Source organism: Streptomyces sp. NPDC058534 (assembly GCF_042717365.1).
In the GTDB taxonomy this organism is placed as follows: Bacteria; Actinomycetota; Actinomycetes; order Streptomycetales; family Streptomycetaceae; genus Streptomyces.
On record NZ_JBHXNW010000034.1, the window covers coordinates 18,434 to 33,067 of the forward strand.

General features: G+C 74.0%; 14 protein-coding genes, 1 pseudogene and 1 riboswitch. Of the genes and pseudogenes, 6 read left to right on the forward strand and 9 right to left on the reverse strand.

From position 1 onward, the window contains the following. Positions 1 to 164 precede the first annotated feature (164 nt). Complete coding sequence (locus tag ACFWR9_RS21475) at positions 165 to 803, forward strand: TetR/AcrR family transcriptional regulator (protein ID WP_383844547.1); 639 nt, start codon at positions 165 to 167, stop codon at positions 801 to 803. Between the two features lie 91 nt (positions 804 to 894). Beyond that, entirely contained in the window at positions 895 to 2,469 is a 1,575-nt protein-coding gene (locus tag ACFWR9_RS21480; protein WP_383844724.1) for an MDR family MFS transporter, read from the forward strand. Positions 2,470 to 2,547: 78 nt separating this feature from the next. Here ACFWR9_RS21480 and ACFWR9_RS21485 read toward each other — a convergent pair whose 3' ends face one another. Together ACFWR9_RS21485 and ACFWR9_RS21490 are read right to left on the reverse strand one after the other, a co-directional pair. Continuing rightward, positions 2,548 to 3,384 (reverse strand): hypothetical protein, encoded by an 837-nt coding sequence (locus ACFWR9_RS21485; RefSeq protein WP_383844727.1) that lies wholly within the window; start codon positions 3,382 to 3,384, stop codon positions 2,548 to 2,550. A gap of 84 nt (positions 3,385 to 3,468) precedes the next feature. Then, positions 3,469 to 3,981 carry a GNAT family N-acetyltransferase gene (locus tag ACFWR9_RS21490; protein WP_383844550.1) on the reverse strand — a complete coding sequence of 171 codons (513 nt, stop codon included), beginning with the start codon at positions 3,979 to 3,981 and terminating at the stop codon, positions 3,469 to 3,471. 304 nt (positions 3,982 to 4,285) lie between these two features. On the opposite strand from ACFWR9_RS21490, the gene ACFWR9_RS21495 reads away from it, so the two are divergent. Next, the gene (locus ACFWR9_RS21495; RefSeq protein ID WP_383844553.1) at positions 4,286 to 4,870 is read left to right on the forward strand and encodes a sigma-70 family RNA polymerase sigma factor; all 585 of its coding nucleotides are present in this window, start codon (positions 4,286 to 4,288) and stop codon (positions 4,868 to 4,870) included. After that, positions 4,870 to 5,622, forward strand: a complete 753-nt coding sequence (locus tag ACFWR9_RS21500) for an anti-sigma factor domain-containing protein (RefSeq protein ID WP_383844556.1) — start codon at positions 4,870 to 4,872, stop codon at positions 5,620 to 5,622. Before ACFWR9_RS21495 ends, ACFWR9_RS21500 begins: the two co-directional genes overlap by 1 nt. A gap of 52 nt (positions 5,623 to 5,674) precedes the next feature. Here the strand turns inward: ACFWR9_RS21500 and ACFWR9_RS21505 are convergent, their stop codons facing one another. Genes ACFWR9_RS21505 through ACFWR9_RS21525 form a run of 5 tightly spaced genes read right to left on the reverse strand, consistent with a single transcriptional unit; the run spans position 5,675 to position 11,106 of the window. Next, complete coding sequence (locus tag ACFWR9_RS21505) at positions 5,675 to 6,490, reverse strand: DUF1295 domain-containing protein (RefSeq protein WP_383844559.1); 816 nt, start codon at positions 6,488 to 6,490, stop codon at positions 5,675 to 5,677. Next, on the reverse strand, positions 6,487 to 7,806 hold the full coding sequence (locus ACFWR9_RS21510; RefSeq protein WP_383844562.1) for a class I SAM-dependent methyltransferase: 1,320 nt from the start codon (positions 7,804 to 7,806) through the stop codon (positions 6,487 to 6,489). The genes ACFWR9_RS21505 and ACFWR9_RS21510 overlap by 4 nt, the downstream gene beginning before the upstream one ends. Continuing rightward, on the reverse strand, positions 7,803 to 9,089 hold the full coding sequence (locus ACFWR9_RS21515; RefSeq protein ID WP_383844565.1) for a class I SAM-dependent methyltransferase: 1,287 nt from the start codon (positions 9,087 to 9,089) through the stop codon (positions 7,803 to 7,805). Before ACFWR9_RS21515 ends, ACFWR9_RS21510 begins: the two co-directional genes overlap by 4 nt. Then, positions 9,086 to 9,832, reverse strand: a complete 747-nt coding sequence (locus tag ACFWR9_RS21520; protein WP_383844730.1) for a DUF1365 domain-containing protein — start codon at positions 9,830 to 9,832, stop codon at positions 9,086 to 9,088. Before ACFWR9_RS21520 ends, ACFWR9_RS21515 begins: the two co-directional genes overlap by 4 nt. After that, positions 9,826 to 11,106, reverse strand: coding sequence for an NAD(P)/FAD-dependent oxidoreductase (locus ACFWR9_RS21525; protein ID WP_383844568.1), 1,281 nt, complete (start codon positions 11,104 to 11,106; stop codon positions 9,826 to 9,828). Before ACFWR9_RS21525 ends, ACFWR9_RS21520 begins: the two co-directional genes overlap by 7 nt. 178 nt (positions 11,107 to 11,284) lie before the next feature. Here ACFWR9_RS21525 and ACFWR9_RS21530 point away from each other — a divergent pair, with 178 nt between their 5' ends. Both ACFWR9_RS21530 and ACFWR9_RS21535 read left to right on the forward strand, forming a co-directional pair. Beyond that, the gene (locus ACFWR9_RS21530) at positions 11,285 to 11,689 is read left to right on the forward strand and encodes an ATP-binding protein (RefSeq protein ID WP_383844571.1); all 405 of its coding nucleotides are present in this window, start codon (positions 11,285 to 11,287) and stop codon (positions 11,687 to 11,689) included. A 70-nt stretch (positions 11,690 to 11,759) separates the two neighbouring features. Further along, the gene (locus ACFWR9_RS21535) at positions 11,760 to 12,443 is read left to right on the forward strand and encodes an alpha/beta hydrolase (RefSeq protein WP_383844574.1); all 684 of its coding nucleotides are present in this window, start codon (positions 11,760 to 11,762) and stop codon (positions 12,441 to 12,443) included. Between the two features lie 3 nt (positions 12,444 to 12,446). Here the strand turns inward: ACFWR9_RS21535 and ACFWR9_RS21540 are convergent, their stop codons facing one another. Further along, on the reverse strand, positions 12,447 to 13,049 hold the full coding sequence (locus ACFWR9_RS21540; protein WP_383844576.1) for an N-acetylmannosamine-6-phosphate 2-epimerase: 603 nt from the start codon (positions 13,047 to 13,049) through the stop codon (positions 12,447 to 12,449). 132 nt (positions 13,050 to 13,181) lie between these two features. Then, a pseudogene (locus ACFWR9_RS21545) lies at positions 13,182 to 14,239 on the reverse strand (ABC transporter substrate-binding protein). Positions 14,240 to 14,331: 92 nt separating this feature from the next. Further along, a riboswitch (cobalamin riboswitch) is annotated at positions 14,332 to 14,518 on the reverse strand. Positions 14,519 to 14,634 lie beyond the last annotated feature (116 nt).

The window sequence follows — 14,634 nt, forward strand, 5'->3', positions numbered from 1 at the left end:
GCACCGGCGCCGACCCCGGTGCCGGCCGCGCTGCTGCCCGGTGTACAGCAACTTCGGTGCGGGACCCAGGAGTTGTTCATGCTCTGTGACAAAGGAGCGGCAGCGCGTCAGGTCGGGGGACCCGAGCGGCGCTCAATTTTGCATGCCATGCATCTTTGCATACCATGCAACTTATGTCGGAGAAGGGTGCCGCGGGAGGCGGACTGCGGGAGCGGAAGAAGCGGGCGACGCGTGCCGCCCTCACCGAGGCCGCGGTACGGCTCGCCGCCGAGCACGGGGCGGAGAAGGTCACCGTCGAGGCGATCAGCGCCGCGGCCGGGGTGTCGGTGCGCACGTTCTTCAACTACTTCGACACGCGCGACGACGCCTTCGTCGTGATCGACGCGGACGCGGGGACGCGCATGCGGCGCGCCGTCCTGGACGCGCCGCCCGCGCTCTCCCCGCTGGAGGCCCTGCGCGAGGCCATGGCGGCGGAACTCGCCGAGGCGGAGCAGCAGCACGAGCTGTGGCGGCTGCACGCCGAGGTGCTGCACGCCTCGCCGCACCTCCTGGCGCGCGGCGTCGGCGCCCACATCGCGGCCGAGGCCGATCTGGCCGACGCCCTCGCCGAACGGCTCCTCGCCGCCGGCGGCGAGGAGGCCGCGTCCGGTCTCTACCCGCGGCTGCTGGCCGCGGTGGCGGGCGCCGCGGTGCGGACCAGCGTGGAGCACTGGTCCGCCCATCAGCAGGAAGCCGCCTTCCTCGACGTCTTCCACGAGGTGTTCACCCTCCTCGCCGCCGGTCTCCCGGCACCCTCCGCGTAGCCTCCGCGCCGGGCTCGCGACCCACCCGACCACCACCGAAAGAGATGTCGTGACCACACCCCCGGCGCCCGCCGACGCGCCTCCCACCTCGATGACCCACCGGCAGATACTCCAGGCCATGTCCGGTCTGATGGCCGGCATGTTCGTCGCGATCCTGGCCGGCACCGTCGTGGCCAACGCGCTGCCCACGATCATCGCCGACCTGGGCGCCAGCCAGTCCTCCTACACCTGGGTCGTCACCTCCGAACTGCTGGCGATGACCGCGACGGTCCCGCTGTGGGGCAAGCTGTCCGACCTCTTCAACAAGAAGCTGCTCCTCCAGCTGTCGCTCGGCATGTTCGTGATCGGCTCGCTGCTGGCCGGCTTCTCGCACGGTGTCGGCCTGCTGATCTTCAGTCGGGTCGTGCAGGGCATCGGCGCGGGCGGTCTGACCGCCCTCGCGCAGGTCGTGATGGCCTCCGTCATCCCGCCCCGCCAGCTGGGCAAGTACGCCGGCATCTTCGGCGCCGTCTTCGCCGTGGGCACGGTCGCCGGACCGCTGGTCGGCGGCGTCCTGGTGGACACCTCGTGGCTGGGCTGGCGCTGGTGCTTCTTCATCGGCGTCCCGTTCGCCCTGCTCGCCATCGCCCTCCTCCAGCGCACGCTGCGGCTGCCGACCACGCGGCGCGAGGTGCGGATCGACTGGCTGGGCGCCTTCCTGATCGTCGCCGGTGTCTGCGCGCTGCTCATCTGGGTGTCCCTGGCCGGCAACGAGTTCGACTGGGCCTCCTGGCAGACCGCCGCTCTCGCGGGCGGTGGTGTGCTGCTGCTGGCCGCCGCGGTCTTCGTCGAGGCCCGCACGCCCGAGCCGGTCATCCCGCTCGACATCTTCCGCAACCGCACCGTCACCCTGACCACGGTCGCCAGCCTCCTGGTCGGTGTCGCCATGTTCGGCGGGACCGTCTTCCTCTCGCAGTACTTCCAGGTGTCGCTGGGCAAGTCGCCGACCGTCGCGGGTCTGATGAGCCTGCCGATGATCCTCGGTCTGCTGGTGTCGTCCACCGTCGCCGGACAGGTGATCAGCCGGACCGGCAAGTGGAAGCGGTACCTGGTGGCGGGGGCGGTCATCATGGCCGTCGGCCTCGCGCTGCTGGCCACGATCGACGCCAAGACGCACTTCGGCCTGCTCAGCCTCTACATGGCGGTGCTGGGCGTCGGCGTCGGCATGCTGATGCAGAACCTGGTGCTGGCCGCCCAGAACGACGTGCCCGCCGCCGACCTGGGCGCGGCGACCTCCGTGCTGTCCTTCTTCCGCAGCATGGGCGGCACCATCGGGGTCAGCGTCCTCGGCGCGATCCTCGCGAACCGTGTCGCCAGTGAGATCACCAAGGGACTCAGCGGCGCGGGCATCACCGTGCCCGGCGGTGAGGGGTCGGCCGAGAGCAGCGTCCCGGACATGTCCGCGCTGCCCGCACCGATGCGGACGATCGTCGAGCACGCCTACGCCGTCGCCACGGCCGACCTGTTCCTCGTCGCCACGCCGTTCGCGGTGCTCGCGCTGGTCGCCGTCGTGTTCATCAAGGAGAAGCCGCTGAAGACCACCAGCGGCATGGAGCGCCTGGCCGAGGAGGCCGGCGAGACGGCCGCCGCCCCGGCCGACAAGGGCCCGGCGGCGCCCGTCGCCTGAGGCACCCGACGACAGCGGGGCCGCACGTCCGGTTCGGACGGGCGGCCCCACTGTTCCTCCACGGCGGTGGACCGGGCGTCAGCCGCGGGCCATCGCGATCGACCCGGCCAGGCGCTCACCCGCCTCATAGGTCATGTAGGGGACGCCGCGGTCCGTGCGAAGGAGGGCGCGGCCGCGCGGCCGTTCTCCGGAGCGGAGCCGCGGGAGTTGTAGAAGACGCCGAGATGCCTGCGGAGCGGGAAGTCGTTGCCGACCTCGGTGATCATCAGGTCGCCGCCGCTCTCCTTGTCCTTGTTGCGACGTAGGTGCTGTTGTTCCGGTGCAGCAGGTGCGGTCCGCCCACGTTGACCGCGCCGACGTCACCGTGGCGCACCAGGGGCTGCTGGGCGAACGTCCAGGTGCGGCCGTCCGCGGACCAGCCCCAGCCGATGTCGCGGTGGTCTTGTTGTTCAGCGTGACGACCTCGCGGCTGGCGCTGACGTAGTCGGCGCCGACCCAGGCGAGGCCCTCCACCTCGTCGGGCCGGCCGACGTGCACGACCGGGAAGTCGTCGGCCACCAGCCGTCGCAGTTCGTCCGCGGGGGCGTGGCGGCCCAGGAAGAGACAGCCGTCCGCCAGCCGCACCCGGTTGAGCGCGCCGGCCCCGGACGCGCCCGCTCCCCCGCTGCTGGAGCCGGTGATCAGCACCAGGTCGTAGCCCTGCGCGGCGGCCTCCTGCTCGACGCCGACGAGGAACGGGTAGTACGAGTGCCGGACGTCGGTCGGGAAGGTCGCGGGGAAGCTGAAGACGCCGAGCAGGTTGTTGCGGGCGGCGGCGAGGCGGCTGACGGCCGGGTCGGGGACGTAGCCGAGGCTGCGGGCGGCGTCCAGGACCTTTCCGCGGGTCTCCGCCGAGATCGGTCGGCCGGTCGCGATGTCGCGTCTTTGGACCCAGGAAAATGCCGTGTGCCGACGGGGAAGGACTCCCGCCGGCACAGGGGGTGTCGGATCAGTCGCGGATCAGATACCGAAGGGCGCCGCGTACCGGACGGTGCCGGCGGGCAGCGGGTGGGCGGCGTCCAGGGTGAGGGCCATGAGGGCCTCGTCCGGGACGTCGATGGCCAGGCCGATGCCGTGGGCCGAGGCCCGGGTGAAGCCGAACCGGGGGTAGTACTCCGGGTGTCCGAGGACGACGACATGGTGCTCGCCGAGCCGCTCGGCCGCCGTGAGCGCGGCCCGGACGGCCGCCGCGCCGGCGCCGCTGCGCTGCGACTCGGGCCGGACGGCGACGGGTGCCAGGCAGAGCGCCGGGCGGTCCCCGATGTGGCAGCGGGTCAGCAGGGCGTGGCCCACGGGGCGGTCGGCGCCGTCGACCGCGACGACGGACAGGCCGTCGATCCAGGCCCCGGGGTCGGCGCGCAGCGCGTCCACCAGGGCGGCCTCCTCGGGTGTGGGGAAGGCGGCGCGGACGATGTCGCGGATGACGGGGATGTCGGCGCCGGTCTCGGCGTGGGTGTTCCAGGTGTGGGACATGACAGGAAGGGCATCCGTTTCTGGTGTGCGTTCGTGGGATGCGGGGTCAGGCCGCCGCTCGGGACGCGAGGGAGATCCGGGCGCCGCGAAGGGCGGCGTCGAGCACGGTCATCAACCTCACCTCCCTTTCCTCCCGCTCCGTGGAGCCGATCGCACGCGAACGGGGGCCAGTGTACCCGTGGAGAGGTGGGCGTCGGGCGAGGTCACCGTGTCCTTCGGCGGCCCGGCGACCAATCCACGGGCCGTCCGGTCTCGGATTACGCTGGGGCATCCCCGCCCGTCGCGTTCTTTTGGAGAAACCGTCGTGAAGGAAGCCGTACAGATCGGCAGAAATCCATCGTCCCAGCCCGACCTGCAACAGCTGATCCGCGAGGTGGCCCTCGGCGATCAGGACTCCTTCGCCGCGGTGTACAACGCGATGGCGGGATCCGTGCTCGGGGTGGCCCGGGCCGTGCTGCGCGACCAGGCGCAGTCCGAGGAGGTCGCGCAGGAGGTGCTGGTCGAGGTGTGGCGCACGGCGCCCCGCTACCTGCCCGAGCGCGGCACGGTGGTGAACTGGATCCTGACCCTGGCCCACCGGCGGGCGGTGGACCGGGTGCGGTCGGTGGAGGCCGCCGCGGCACGCGACCACAAGGCCGCCCTGCTCGACCGCACGCCCGAGTTCGACGACGTGACGGAACAGGTGGAGGCCCGGCTGGAACGGGAGCAGGTGCGGCGCTGTCTGCGCACCCTGACCGACATCCAGCGCCAGTCCGTCACCCTGGCCTACTACCGCGGCCTGACCTACCGACAGGTGGCCGAGGCGCTCGCGCTGCCGCTGGGCACGGTCAAGACGCGACTCCGTGACGGCCTCATCCGACTCCGCGACTGCCTGGGGGTGAGCGCGTGATGCGCACCGAGGACCTGCACAGCCTGACGGGCGCCTACGCCCTGCACGCGCTGCCCGACGACGAGCGGACCGCCTTCGAACGGCATCTGGCGCAGTGCGGCACCTGCGAGCGGGAGACCCGGGAGTTCGCCGCCGCCACGGCCCGGCTGGGGCTGGCCGCGACGCTCGTGCCCGGCCCCGCGATGAGGGACCGGGTGCTCCACCGCGTCGCGACCGTGCGCCAGGTCCCGCCGGGTGGCGGCACGGTCGAGAAGGCACGTCGCGTCGTGCCCCACGGCCGTGGCCTGGCCCGCTGGGCGCTGGCGGCGTGCCTGGCCGCCGCGGCGGGGCTGGGTGGCACGGCGGTGTGGCAGTACGAGCGGGCGCAGGACGCCGGGGAGCGGGCCGCACAGGCCGAGCGGCAGGCCGAGAGCCTCGCCGGGGTGCTGGCCGCCCCGGACGCCGAGTCCAGTACCGCGCGCCTGGCCGACGGCGCCACCGGGACCCTCGTGGTCTCCGGCGGCCAGGACCGGGCCGTGTTCCTGGCCTCGGGGATGACCGAGCCGCCGCGGGGCAAGGTGTACCAGCTCTGGTTCGACGACCACGGGACGATGCGTTCGGCGGGCCTGATGGATCCGGGCCGGTCCAGTCAGGCGGTGCTCATGGAGGGCGCCGTCGACGAAGCGGGCGGCGTCGGCATCACCGTCGAGCCGGCCGGCGGATCGCCGCAGCCGACCTCCGACCCGGTCGCCCTGATGAGCATGCCGGCCTGAAAGTGGTGAGGGCCCGCGCGCGGGCCCTCACCACTCAGCCACCGCGTCCGCCCTACGCCCGTCCGCGCGGCGGGCGCGGGAAGAAGCCGCTGGTGCGCGCCGCGTACTCGGACCACCCCGGGCGGTCCGCCATGTGCCGTTCCAGCAGCCGCTTCCCGCTGCCGCCGATCAGCAGGTACGTCATGACCAGCGGGGAGACCACCGAGACCGCGGCGGCCGCGGGACCCGCGTCGCAGGCGATCAGGAACAGCCCCCACCAGACGAGGAAGTCGCCGAAGTAGTTGGGGTGCCGGGTCCAGCTCCACAGGCCGCGGTCCATGATGCGGCCCTTGTGGGCCGGGTCCGCCTTGAAGCGGGCCAGCTGCGCGTCGCCGACGGCCTCGAAGGCCAGCCCGACGGCCCAGACGACGGCGCCGGTCCAGGCCAGGGCCGTCACCGGGCCGGAACCGTAGGAGGCCGCCTGGACGGGCAGCGACACCAGCCACACGAGGGCGCCCTGGAGCAGGTAGACCATGCGCAGGGCGTAGAGGTTCCGGTTGCCGGGCGCCTTGGCGAGCATGGCGTCGTAGCGCGGGTCCTCGCCGTGGCCCCGGCCGCGTCGGCCGATGTGCACGGCCAGCCGCAGGCCCCAGACGGCGGTCAGGGCGGCCACCAGGACCTGGCGGACCGCGTCGCCCTCCCCCAGCGCTGCCGCCGCCACGCAGGTGACGACCGCGACGGCGGCGAACCCCAGGCCCCACGCCACGTCCACGACCCGGTGCACGCCCTTGCGCACGGCGACCGCGAAGGTGGCCAGCATGACGGCGAACGCGGCCGCCGCCGCCCAGCCGAGGCCGGCGGCGAACGCGCCCCACGGGAGGCCGCTCACGACGCGTCCAGCCGCTCGTACCACTCCCCCGAGGTGGCGGGCATCCCGCTGACGCCCTCGGCGGTCGGCCGTACGCTCAGGATCTGGTCGACGCCCATCCGCCGCTGCTCGAAGGCGAGCGCGCCGCCCACCAGGTACAGCCGCCACACCCGCGCGGTCTCCTCGCCGACGAGGGCCGTGAAGTCGTCCCAGCGCTCCTCCAGGGTGCGCTCCCACGCTGCGACGGTGCGGACGTAGTGCTCGCGCAGGGACTCGGTGTGGCGCACTTCGAGTCCCGCGTCCTCCAGGAGCTGGACCGTCTCGCCCAGCGGCCGCATGTGCATGTCGGGGGCGATGTAGGCCTCGATGAAGGCACCGCCGCCGGGGGCGTTGCGGCCGCGCGACATCTGCTGCACCAGGACGCGGCCCTCGGGCCGTACCAGGCGGTGCAGGGCGGCGGCGAACGCCGGGTACTCGGCGTCTCCGACGTGCTCGCCCATCTCGACGCTCGAGACGGCGTCGTAGTCGCCGCCCGTGATGTCGCGGTAGTCCTGGCAGACGACCTCCACCCGGTCCTCAAGGCCGCGCTCCCGCACCTGTTCGCGGACGTGGGCGGCCTGCTCCCGCGCCAGGGTGACCGCGGTGACCCGCGCCTTGTGCCGTTCGGCCGCGTGCAGGGTGAGCGAGCCCCAGCCGCAGCCGATGTCGAGCAGGCGGGCGCCGGCGGTGAGGCCCAGCTTCCGGCAGATCAGCTCCAGCTTGGCCCGCTGGGCGTCGGCGGCGTCGGCGGCGTCGATGTCGGTGGACTCGTCCGCCCACAGGCCGCACGAGTAGGCCATGGTGTCGTCGAGGAGGAGGCGGTAGAAGTCGTTGGAGAGGTCGTAGTGGTGGCTGATGGCGGCGCGGTCGCGGGACTTGGTGTGCAGGCCGCCGCGGAGCCGGGCCTGGGAGGCGGGCGCAGGCGGGCGCGGTCCCACGACCCCGAGGCGGACGGCGGTCGCGGCGGCGCGGGCCCGGTCGGCGAGGCCGGGGCGGGGCGGGTGCAGGCGGCGTTCGCGGGTGGCCGCCCACATCCGGCGCAGGCCGTCGGCCAGGTCGCCGTCCACGTCGAGTTCGCCGGTGACGTAGGCCTGGGCCAGGCCGAGTTCGCCGGGCTGCCAGAGCAGGCGGCGCAGGGCGCGCCGGGAGCGTACGACGACCACGGGGCCGTCTGCGGGACCGGTCTCCGTGCCGTCCCAGGCGCGCAGCCGGACGGGGAGCGGTCCGCCGAGCGCGTCCTCGACGAGCGCGGCGAGCCGGTGGGCGGCGCCGGTCCGGGCGGTGCGGGCGGGGGTCATCGGGCGGTGCCCTCCTTGGTGAACAGGTACTGCTGGACGTCGAGGTAGGCGGCGCGGAAGCCGGCCTCGGAGTAGGCGAGGTAGAAGGTCCACAGGCGCCGGAAAGTCTCGTCGAAGCCGAGGGCGTCGACCTCGGCGGCTTGTTCGGTGAACCGCTCCCGCCACAGCCGCAGCGTCTCGGCGTAGTGCGCGCCGAAGCCGTCGCGGCGGGCGACGCGCAGCCCGGTGTGGTCGCGGACCGTCGTCTCGATCGCCTCCGTGGAGGGGATCAGGCCGCCCGGGAAGACGTACTTCTGGATCCAGGTGTGGGTGGAGCGGGAGGCCGTCATGCGGTCGTGCGGCAGGGTGATGGCCTGGAGGGCGGCCCGGCCGCCCGGGGCGAGGCGGTCGTCGAGGGCGCGGAAGTAGACGGGCCAGAACTCGGCTCCGACGGCCTCGATCATCTCGACGCTGACGACGGCGTCGTAGGTGCCCTTCTCCTCGCGGTAGTCGCGCAGTTCGACGCGGACGCGGTCGGTGAGTCCGGCCTCGCGGGCGCGTTCCAGGGCGCGGTCGCGCTGTTCGCGGGAGAGGGTGAGGGAGGTGACGTGCGCACCGCGCGCGGCGGCGCGCAGGGCGAGTTCGCCCCAGCCGGTGCCGATCTCCAGGAGCCGGGTGCCGTCGCCGACCTCGGCGAGGTCCAGCAGGCGGTCTATCTTGCGCTGCTGTGCGGTGGCGAGCGACTCGCGGCGGGCGGGGAAGCCGAGGAAGACGGCCGAGGAGTAGCTGAGGGTCTCGTCCAGGAAGAGGGCGAACAGGTCGTTGGACAGGTCGTAGTGGCTGCTGATGTTGTCCCGGGCGCCCTCGGGCGTGTTGCGCAGGGCGGCGGGCTGCCGCTGGTGCCACAGCCGGCGCAGCCGCTGGAGCGGGGCGGGTACCAGGTGCGCGGCGTCGGCGGCGAGCACGCCGAGGGCGCCGACCAGGTCCGGGGCGTCCCACTCGCCGGCCATGTAGGACTCGCCGAAGCCGATGAGGCCCTGGGCGCCGATCCGGCCGTGGAAGGCGTCGGGGTCGTGGACCTCCACCAGCGGCCCGCCCAGGCCGACGGTGTCGCCGTCGGCGAACCGCACCCGCAGCGGCAGCCGGTCCAGGGCCCGGCGGACGACGGCCGCGGCGACGGTACGGCGTGCCCGGGAGGCCCGGGGCGGGGCGGCGACGTCGGGCCAGCGGTGCGGGTCGACCTGGGTGCTGCGGGCCGACGGGACGCGGGGCGCGGCGGCGGGACGGGGGTGGGTCGCGGTCATGTCGCTTTCTCCGTGGTGCGGTGGTTCGGGCGCGGCTGGACGGGCAGGCCGCGCAGGTAGAGACGGATGCCGTGCCTGCGGATGCCGGCGGACACCGCGAGCGTCGACAGCGGGTGCCGCAGCGCGAGCCGCAGGAGGGTGGCGGGGGTCGCCTCCCGCCGGGTACCCCGGACGGTCGCGGTGAACGGCCGGGCGCCGGGCCGGTCCAGCCGTACGGTCAGGTCGAGGCGGTCCGCGGGCAGCGGCAGCCGCATGCGGTAGGCGCCGTCGACGGGGAAGAACGGCGAGACGTAGAAGTCCTTGTCGGCGTGGGCGACGTCCGCCTCGTCGGGGTGGAGCAGGTAGGCGTGGCGTTCGCCGTAGGTGTTGTGCACCTCGGCGACGACGCAGCGCGGGGCGCCGTCGGGGCCGTGACACCAGTAGAGGGTCAGTGGGTTGAAGACGTGGCCGAGGACGCGGGCGTGCGCGAGCATGAGGACCCGGCCGCCCGCCAGGTCGACGCCGCGGGCGGCGAGGAACCGGTCGAGGCCGGCCCGCAGCGAGGGGGCGTCGCCGGTGAAGTGGTCGCGGGCGCGGAAGCCGGCGAGGGGGCGCAGCGGGCGGGGCAGTTCGGGGAGGTGGTCGAGGTCGACGAGCCACATGTAGGTGCGGTGCCGCAGCGTGTAGCGGGTGGGGTCGGTGCGTACGTGGACGGTCTCGCAGGGGTACAGGCCGGGCCGTGCCGTCGGGGTCCGGGTCACCAGGTCACTCCGAGGGCCTCGGCAGCCTCCACTCCGGAGCGGCAGCCGTCCTCGTGGAACCCCCAGCCGTGGTAGGCGCCGGCGTAGGCCGTGACCGGGGTGCGCAGGCCGGGCAGCCGGCGCTGGGCGGCGACCGACTCGGGTGTGTAGACGGGGTGTTCGTAGGTCATACGGGCCAGTACCCGGTCCGGGTCGACACAGTCCTCGCCGCCGAGGGTGACGACGTAGGTGTCGGGCGCGTCGAGGCGTTGCAGGCGGTTCATGTCGTAGCTGACGCGGACCCGGTCGGCGCCCGCGTCACAGGACGGCATGAGGTAGTTCCAGGAGGAGCGGGCGCTCCGGGCGCGGGGCAGCAGGGTGGTGTCGGTGTGCAGGAGGGTGGCGTTGCGGGAGTAGCGGAACGCGCCGAGGACCTCCTTCTCCTCGGGCGTCGGGTCGGCCAGCAACTCCAGGGCCTGATCGGGGTGGACGGCGACCACGAGGTGGTCGTAGGTGTCGGTGGTGCCGTCGGCGGCGGTCACGTCCACGCCGTCCGCGTGCCGGGTCACCGAGCGGACCGGGGTGGCGGTGCGCATGTCGGGGAGCCGCTCGGCGATCCGGTCGACGTAGGAGCGGGAGCCGCCGGTGACCGTGCGCCACACCGGTGAGCCGCCGACCGCGAGCAAGCCGTGGTGGTGCAGGAAGCGGAACAGGTAGGCGGCCGGGTAGCGCAGGGCGGTGACCGCGTCGCAGGACCAGACGGCGGAGACCACGGGCGTCATGAAGTGGGCGCGGAAGTACGGCGAGAAGCCCTCGCGGTCGAGGAACTCGCCGAGGGTCAGTGCCTGGTCGGCGTCGGCGCCGAGCAGCCGGTGGGCGGCGCGGTGGAAGCGGGGCACCTGGGCGAGCATCCGCAGGTAGGGGCCGCTCAGGGCGTTGCGCGGGCGGGCGAGGAGTCCGGCGGGGCCGCGGGCACCGGCGTACTCCAGTCCGCAGCCCTCGCACCGCACCGACATGCTCATCTCCGACTCCTGCGTGGCGACGCCCAGTTCGTCGAAGAGGCGCAGCAGGTTCGGGTAGGTGCGGCGGTTGTGCACGATGAACCCGGAGTCGACCCGGTGGACCCGGCCGTCGGCGGAGGCCAGTTCGTGGGTGTGGGCGTGGCCGCCGAGGCGGTCGTCGGCCTCGTAGAGCGTGACGTGGTGCGCGTGGCCCAGTACGTACGCGGCGGTCAGACCGGCCACTCCACTGCCTATGACGGCGGTGCGGCGTGCGGTCTTTCCTGACGCTCGCGGCATTTCGCTACTCCTCCACCCCGTGGTGATCAACGCTGGCGTGGGTAATCCGGAGCCGCGTGCCACGCGGATTGGGCCAGGTTGCGGGCGCTTTCCGGGGGAGCCATCCGGAGGGCGCGCGGCAACGAATCAAGAGTGGGAAGGAAAGTGCAGTAAGTCGGAGAAAGGGTGCCAAGGAAGCATGAACGACACCTACGAGCCGGTGGCCCAGGGGCCCGCGTACGCGGTGCACGTCGTACGCCGCGAGGTCCGGGACCGGCTCACGTCCTGGGGCACGGGTGCGCTCGCCGCGGACGCCGAGCTGGTCGTCGCGGAGCTGCTGGCCAACGCCGAGCGGCACGGCAGGCCGCCGGTGCGGATCGCCCTGACCCTGCGGCGCGGGGCGCAGGGTGGGTGCACGGTGCGGGTGGAGGTCACCGACTCGGGCGCCGCGTTCGACGTCGGGCGGGTGCGGGCACGCTGGCGGCACCCGGCCTTCGACTGGGGTGAGGACGGGCGCGGGCTCTTCCTGGTCGACGCCCTCAGCGCCCGCTGGGGGGACCGGCCGGCGCCGGGAGGGCACACTGTCTGGGCCGACCTGCGCTGACGGTCCACCCATCCGCGGGCGGCGCGGCAACGGATCACCGATGACCGGCGAGGGCAGGGGAAGGGACCGGATGAGCGTGCGGGACGAACCGTCGGCAGGGGCGCTGTTGGTGCGGCGCAGGCCGCGGCGGACGGGAGCGGCGGTGCTGGTACTGCACGGTGGCCGCGCGGAGAGCCTGCGGGCCGCGCGGCCCTGGCAGCTCGCCGCGCTGCGGATGCGCCCGTTCCTGAGGTCGCTGGACGCGGCCACCGACCGCGACGACGTGCTCCTTGGCCAGGTGCGCTACCGCAGCCGCGGCTGGAACGGCGCGGCCGAGGATCCGCTGCGGGACACCCGGCGGGCGCTCACCGAGCTGCACCGCCTCGTCGGCGACGTGCCGGTGGTCCTGCTGGGGCACTCCATGGGCGGCCGGGCCGCCCTGCGCGCCGCGGACGCCGCCCAGGTACGGGGCGTGGTGGCCCTCGCCCCGTGGGTCCCGCCGGGCGAGCCCGTCGCCCAGCTGCGGGACCGGCAGGTTTTCGTCATGCACGGCAGCCGCGACCGCGTGACCGACCCGGCGGAGTCCGCCACGTACGTCTCCCGCGCCCGCACGGCAGGCGCCCGGGCCGAATTCCTCCTCGTGCCGGGCGGCGACCACGCCATGCTCCGCCACCGCACCCACTGGCACCACACGGCAACGACAGCGGTCGCCGACCTGCTCACCCGGCTCGACCGGGACGATGCCCCGGGGCCGTCCCCGGCCGCCGGGCGCTGAGCGTCAGACCTTGCCGCGGGGGGCCTGCGACGCGAAGCGGCCGGTGAGCCAGGTGGGGGCGGTGATGGCGGTGCCGACGACGACCGTGTGGGCGCCGGCCGCGAAGGCGGCAGACACCTGGTGGGGCAGATGGAAGCGCCCTTCGGCGATTACGGGGATCACCAGGCGGTCCGCCAGGGCCTCGACCAGGGGGAGGTCCGGCTCGTCGTGGGTGCGGCGGCTCTCGGGGGTGTAGCCGGACAGGGTGGTTCCGACGAGGTCGGCGCCGGCTTCCTGGGCCGCGAGGCCCTCGGCCAGGGTGGCGATGTCCGCCATGACGCGGACGCCGCGGGCGTGCAGCTCGGTGACCGTGTCGCGGAAGGTGCGTCCGTCCGGCCGGGGCCGGCCGGTGGCGTCCACGGCCACGATGTCGGCGCCGGCGACGGCCACCGCCCGGGCGTGCTGTGCGGTGGGGGTGAGGTAGACCCCGTCGTCGCCGTCCTTCCACAGGCCGATGACGGGCAGGGGAAGTGTCCGGGTGACCGCTCGCACGTCCGCGGGGCCGGTCACCCGGATTCCGGCGGCGCCGCCGTCGGCCGCCGCCGCCTGTGCCATCGCGGTCATCATGGCGGGTCCGTGCAGGGGGCCTCCCTCCCGTGCCTGGCAGGAGACGACCAGCCCGCCCTGTCGCCCGGCCCTCGGACGTCGCCCGGTCCTCGGACGTCGCCCGGTCCTCGGACGTCGCCCGGCTCGCGGACGTCACTTGGTGAGGCCGTACTCGCGCAGCGCAGCCGCCACCTGTTCGACGCCCTCGACGGTGCGGATGGTGGGGTTCATGGCCTGCCCGCTGAGCAGGACGTACCGCTTCTCGCGGACGGCGGTCATGTTCCGGGTGACGGAGTCGGACTCCAGGAACTCGATCTTCTTCGCGGCGCTCTCGGACGTCTGCGACTTGCGGGTGAGGTCGCCGAGGACGAGGACGTCGGGGTCGCGGTCGGCGACGGTCTCCCAGCCGACCTGCGGCCATTCGTCGTGGGTGTCGTCCATGGCGTTCTTCGCCCCGACCGCGCGGGTCATCACGCCGGGGGCGCCGCAGCAGCCCGCCATGTAGGGCGAGGTGGAGTTGGCGAACCAGCACATGAGGCTGACGCCGGAGCCGTCGATGCCGGAAGTCGCCTTCTCGACCCGGGCCTTCAGGTCGGCGACCAGCTTCTCACCGCGCTGTTCGACGTCGAACAGCCGGGCCAGGTCGCGGACCTCGCGGTACACGGTGTCCATGGTGAAGGGCTCGCTGCGGACGCCGTCGCCGTCGCCGCGGTTGTCCTTGCCGACGCAGTCGGACGGGGAGAGGTAGGCCGGCACGCCGAGTTCGGTGAACTGCTCGGGGGTGGCCACTCCCCCGGTGCCGAGGGTGGAGGCGAAGGAGGCGGCGACGAAGTCCGGTTCGGCGTCCACCGTCTCGAAGGACGGCATGTCGTCGGCGAGCCGGGGCACGCCGGCGTTCGCCTTCTCCAGCCCCTTCATCACCGGGTCGGTCCAGGTGGCGGTGCCCGCCATGCGGTCGGCCAGGCGAGCGAGAGCAGGATCTCGGTGGTGCCCTGGTTGAGGGAGACCGCCCGCCGGGGAGGCGCGGCGACCTCGACCTCGTGACCGCAGTCACGGACGGAGCGCGGGTAGCCGGCCGCCGAGTCCGGGGCGGCGGAGTCGCCGCCGGTGTCCGTCCCGGAACCGCAGCCGGCGGCCAGCAGGGCGCCGGCCAGGAGCGGGACGATGCCGCGGACGGCGCGGCGGGAGGCGGGGAGGCGTCGGAAGCCGATTGGGCGCTCTGCGGGCAGGGAGGCGGGCAAGGAGGGTCCTCTGGCGTCGAGGGCTCGTACGCGAAGCCCGTTCGTACGGTGCGTCCCGCGCCGTACGCGGCGCGGGTGCCAGCAGGTCTTCGGACTCGGGATCGACCGGGCGGGACGCCTTCCCGGGCGGCGTCCGCCGCCCAGTGGCCCGTGTCCCGCCCGTCACCCTCACCGCTGCGCGTCAGCTCCGGATTCGCACCGGATTCCCTGACCCACCAGGTGGGTTCGACTGGCTTCCGCAAGCTACCACTGGGTCCTCGCGCCGCCGGGGGGGGGGGGGGGCCCCCCCCCCCCCCCGCCCCCCCCGGCCCCCCCCCCCGCCCCCGGGGGGGCGACGGCGCAGGGGGGGTAGTTAACCGGTGGGT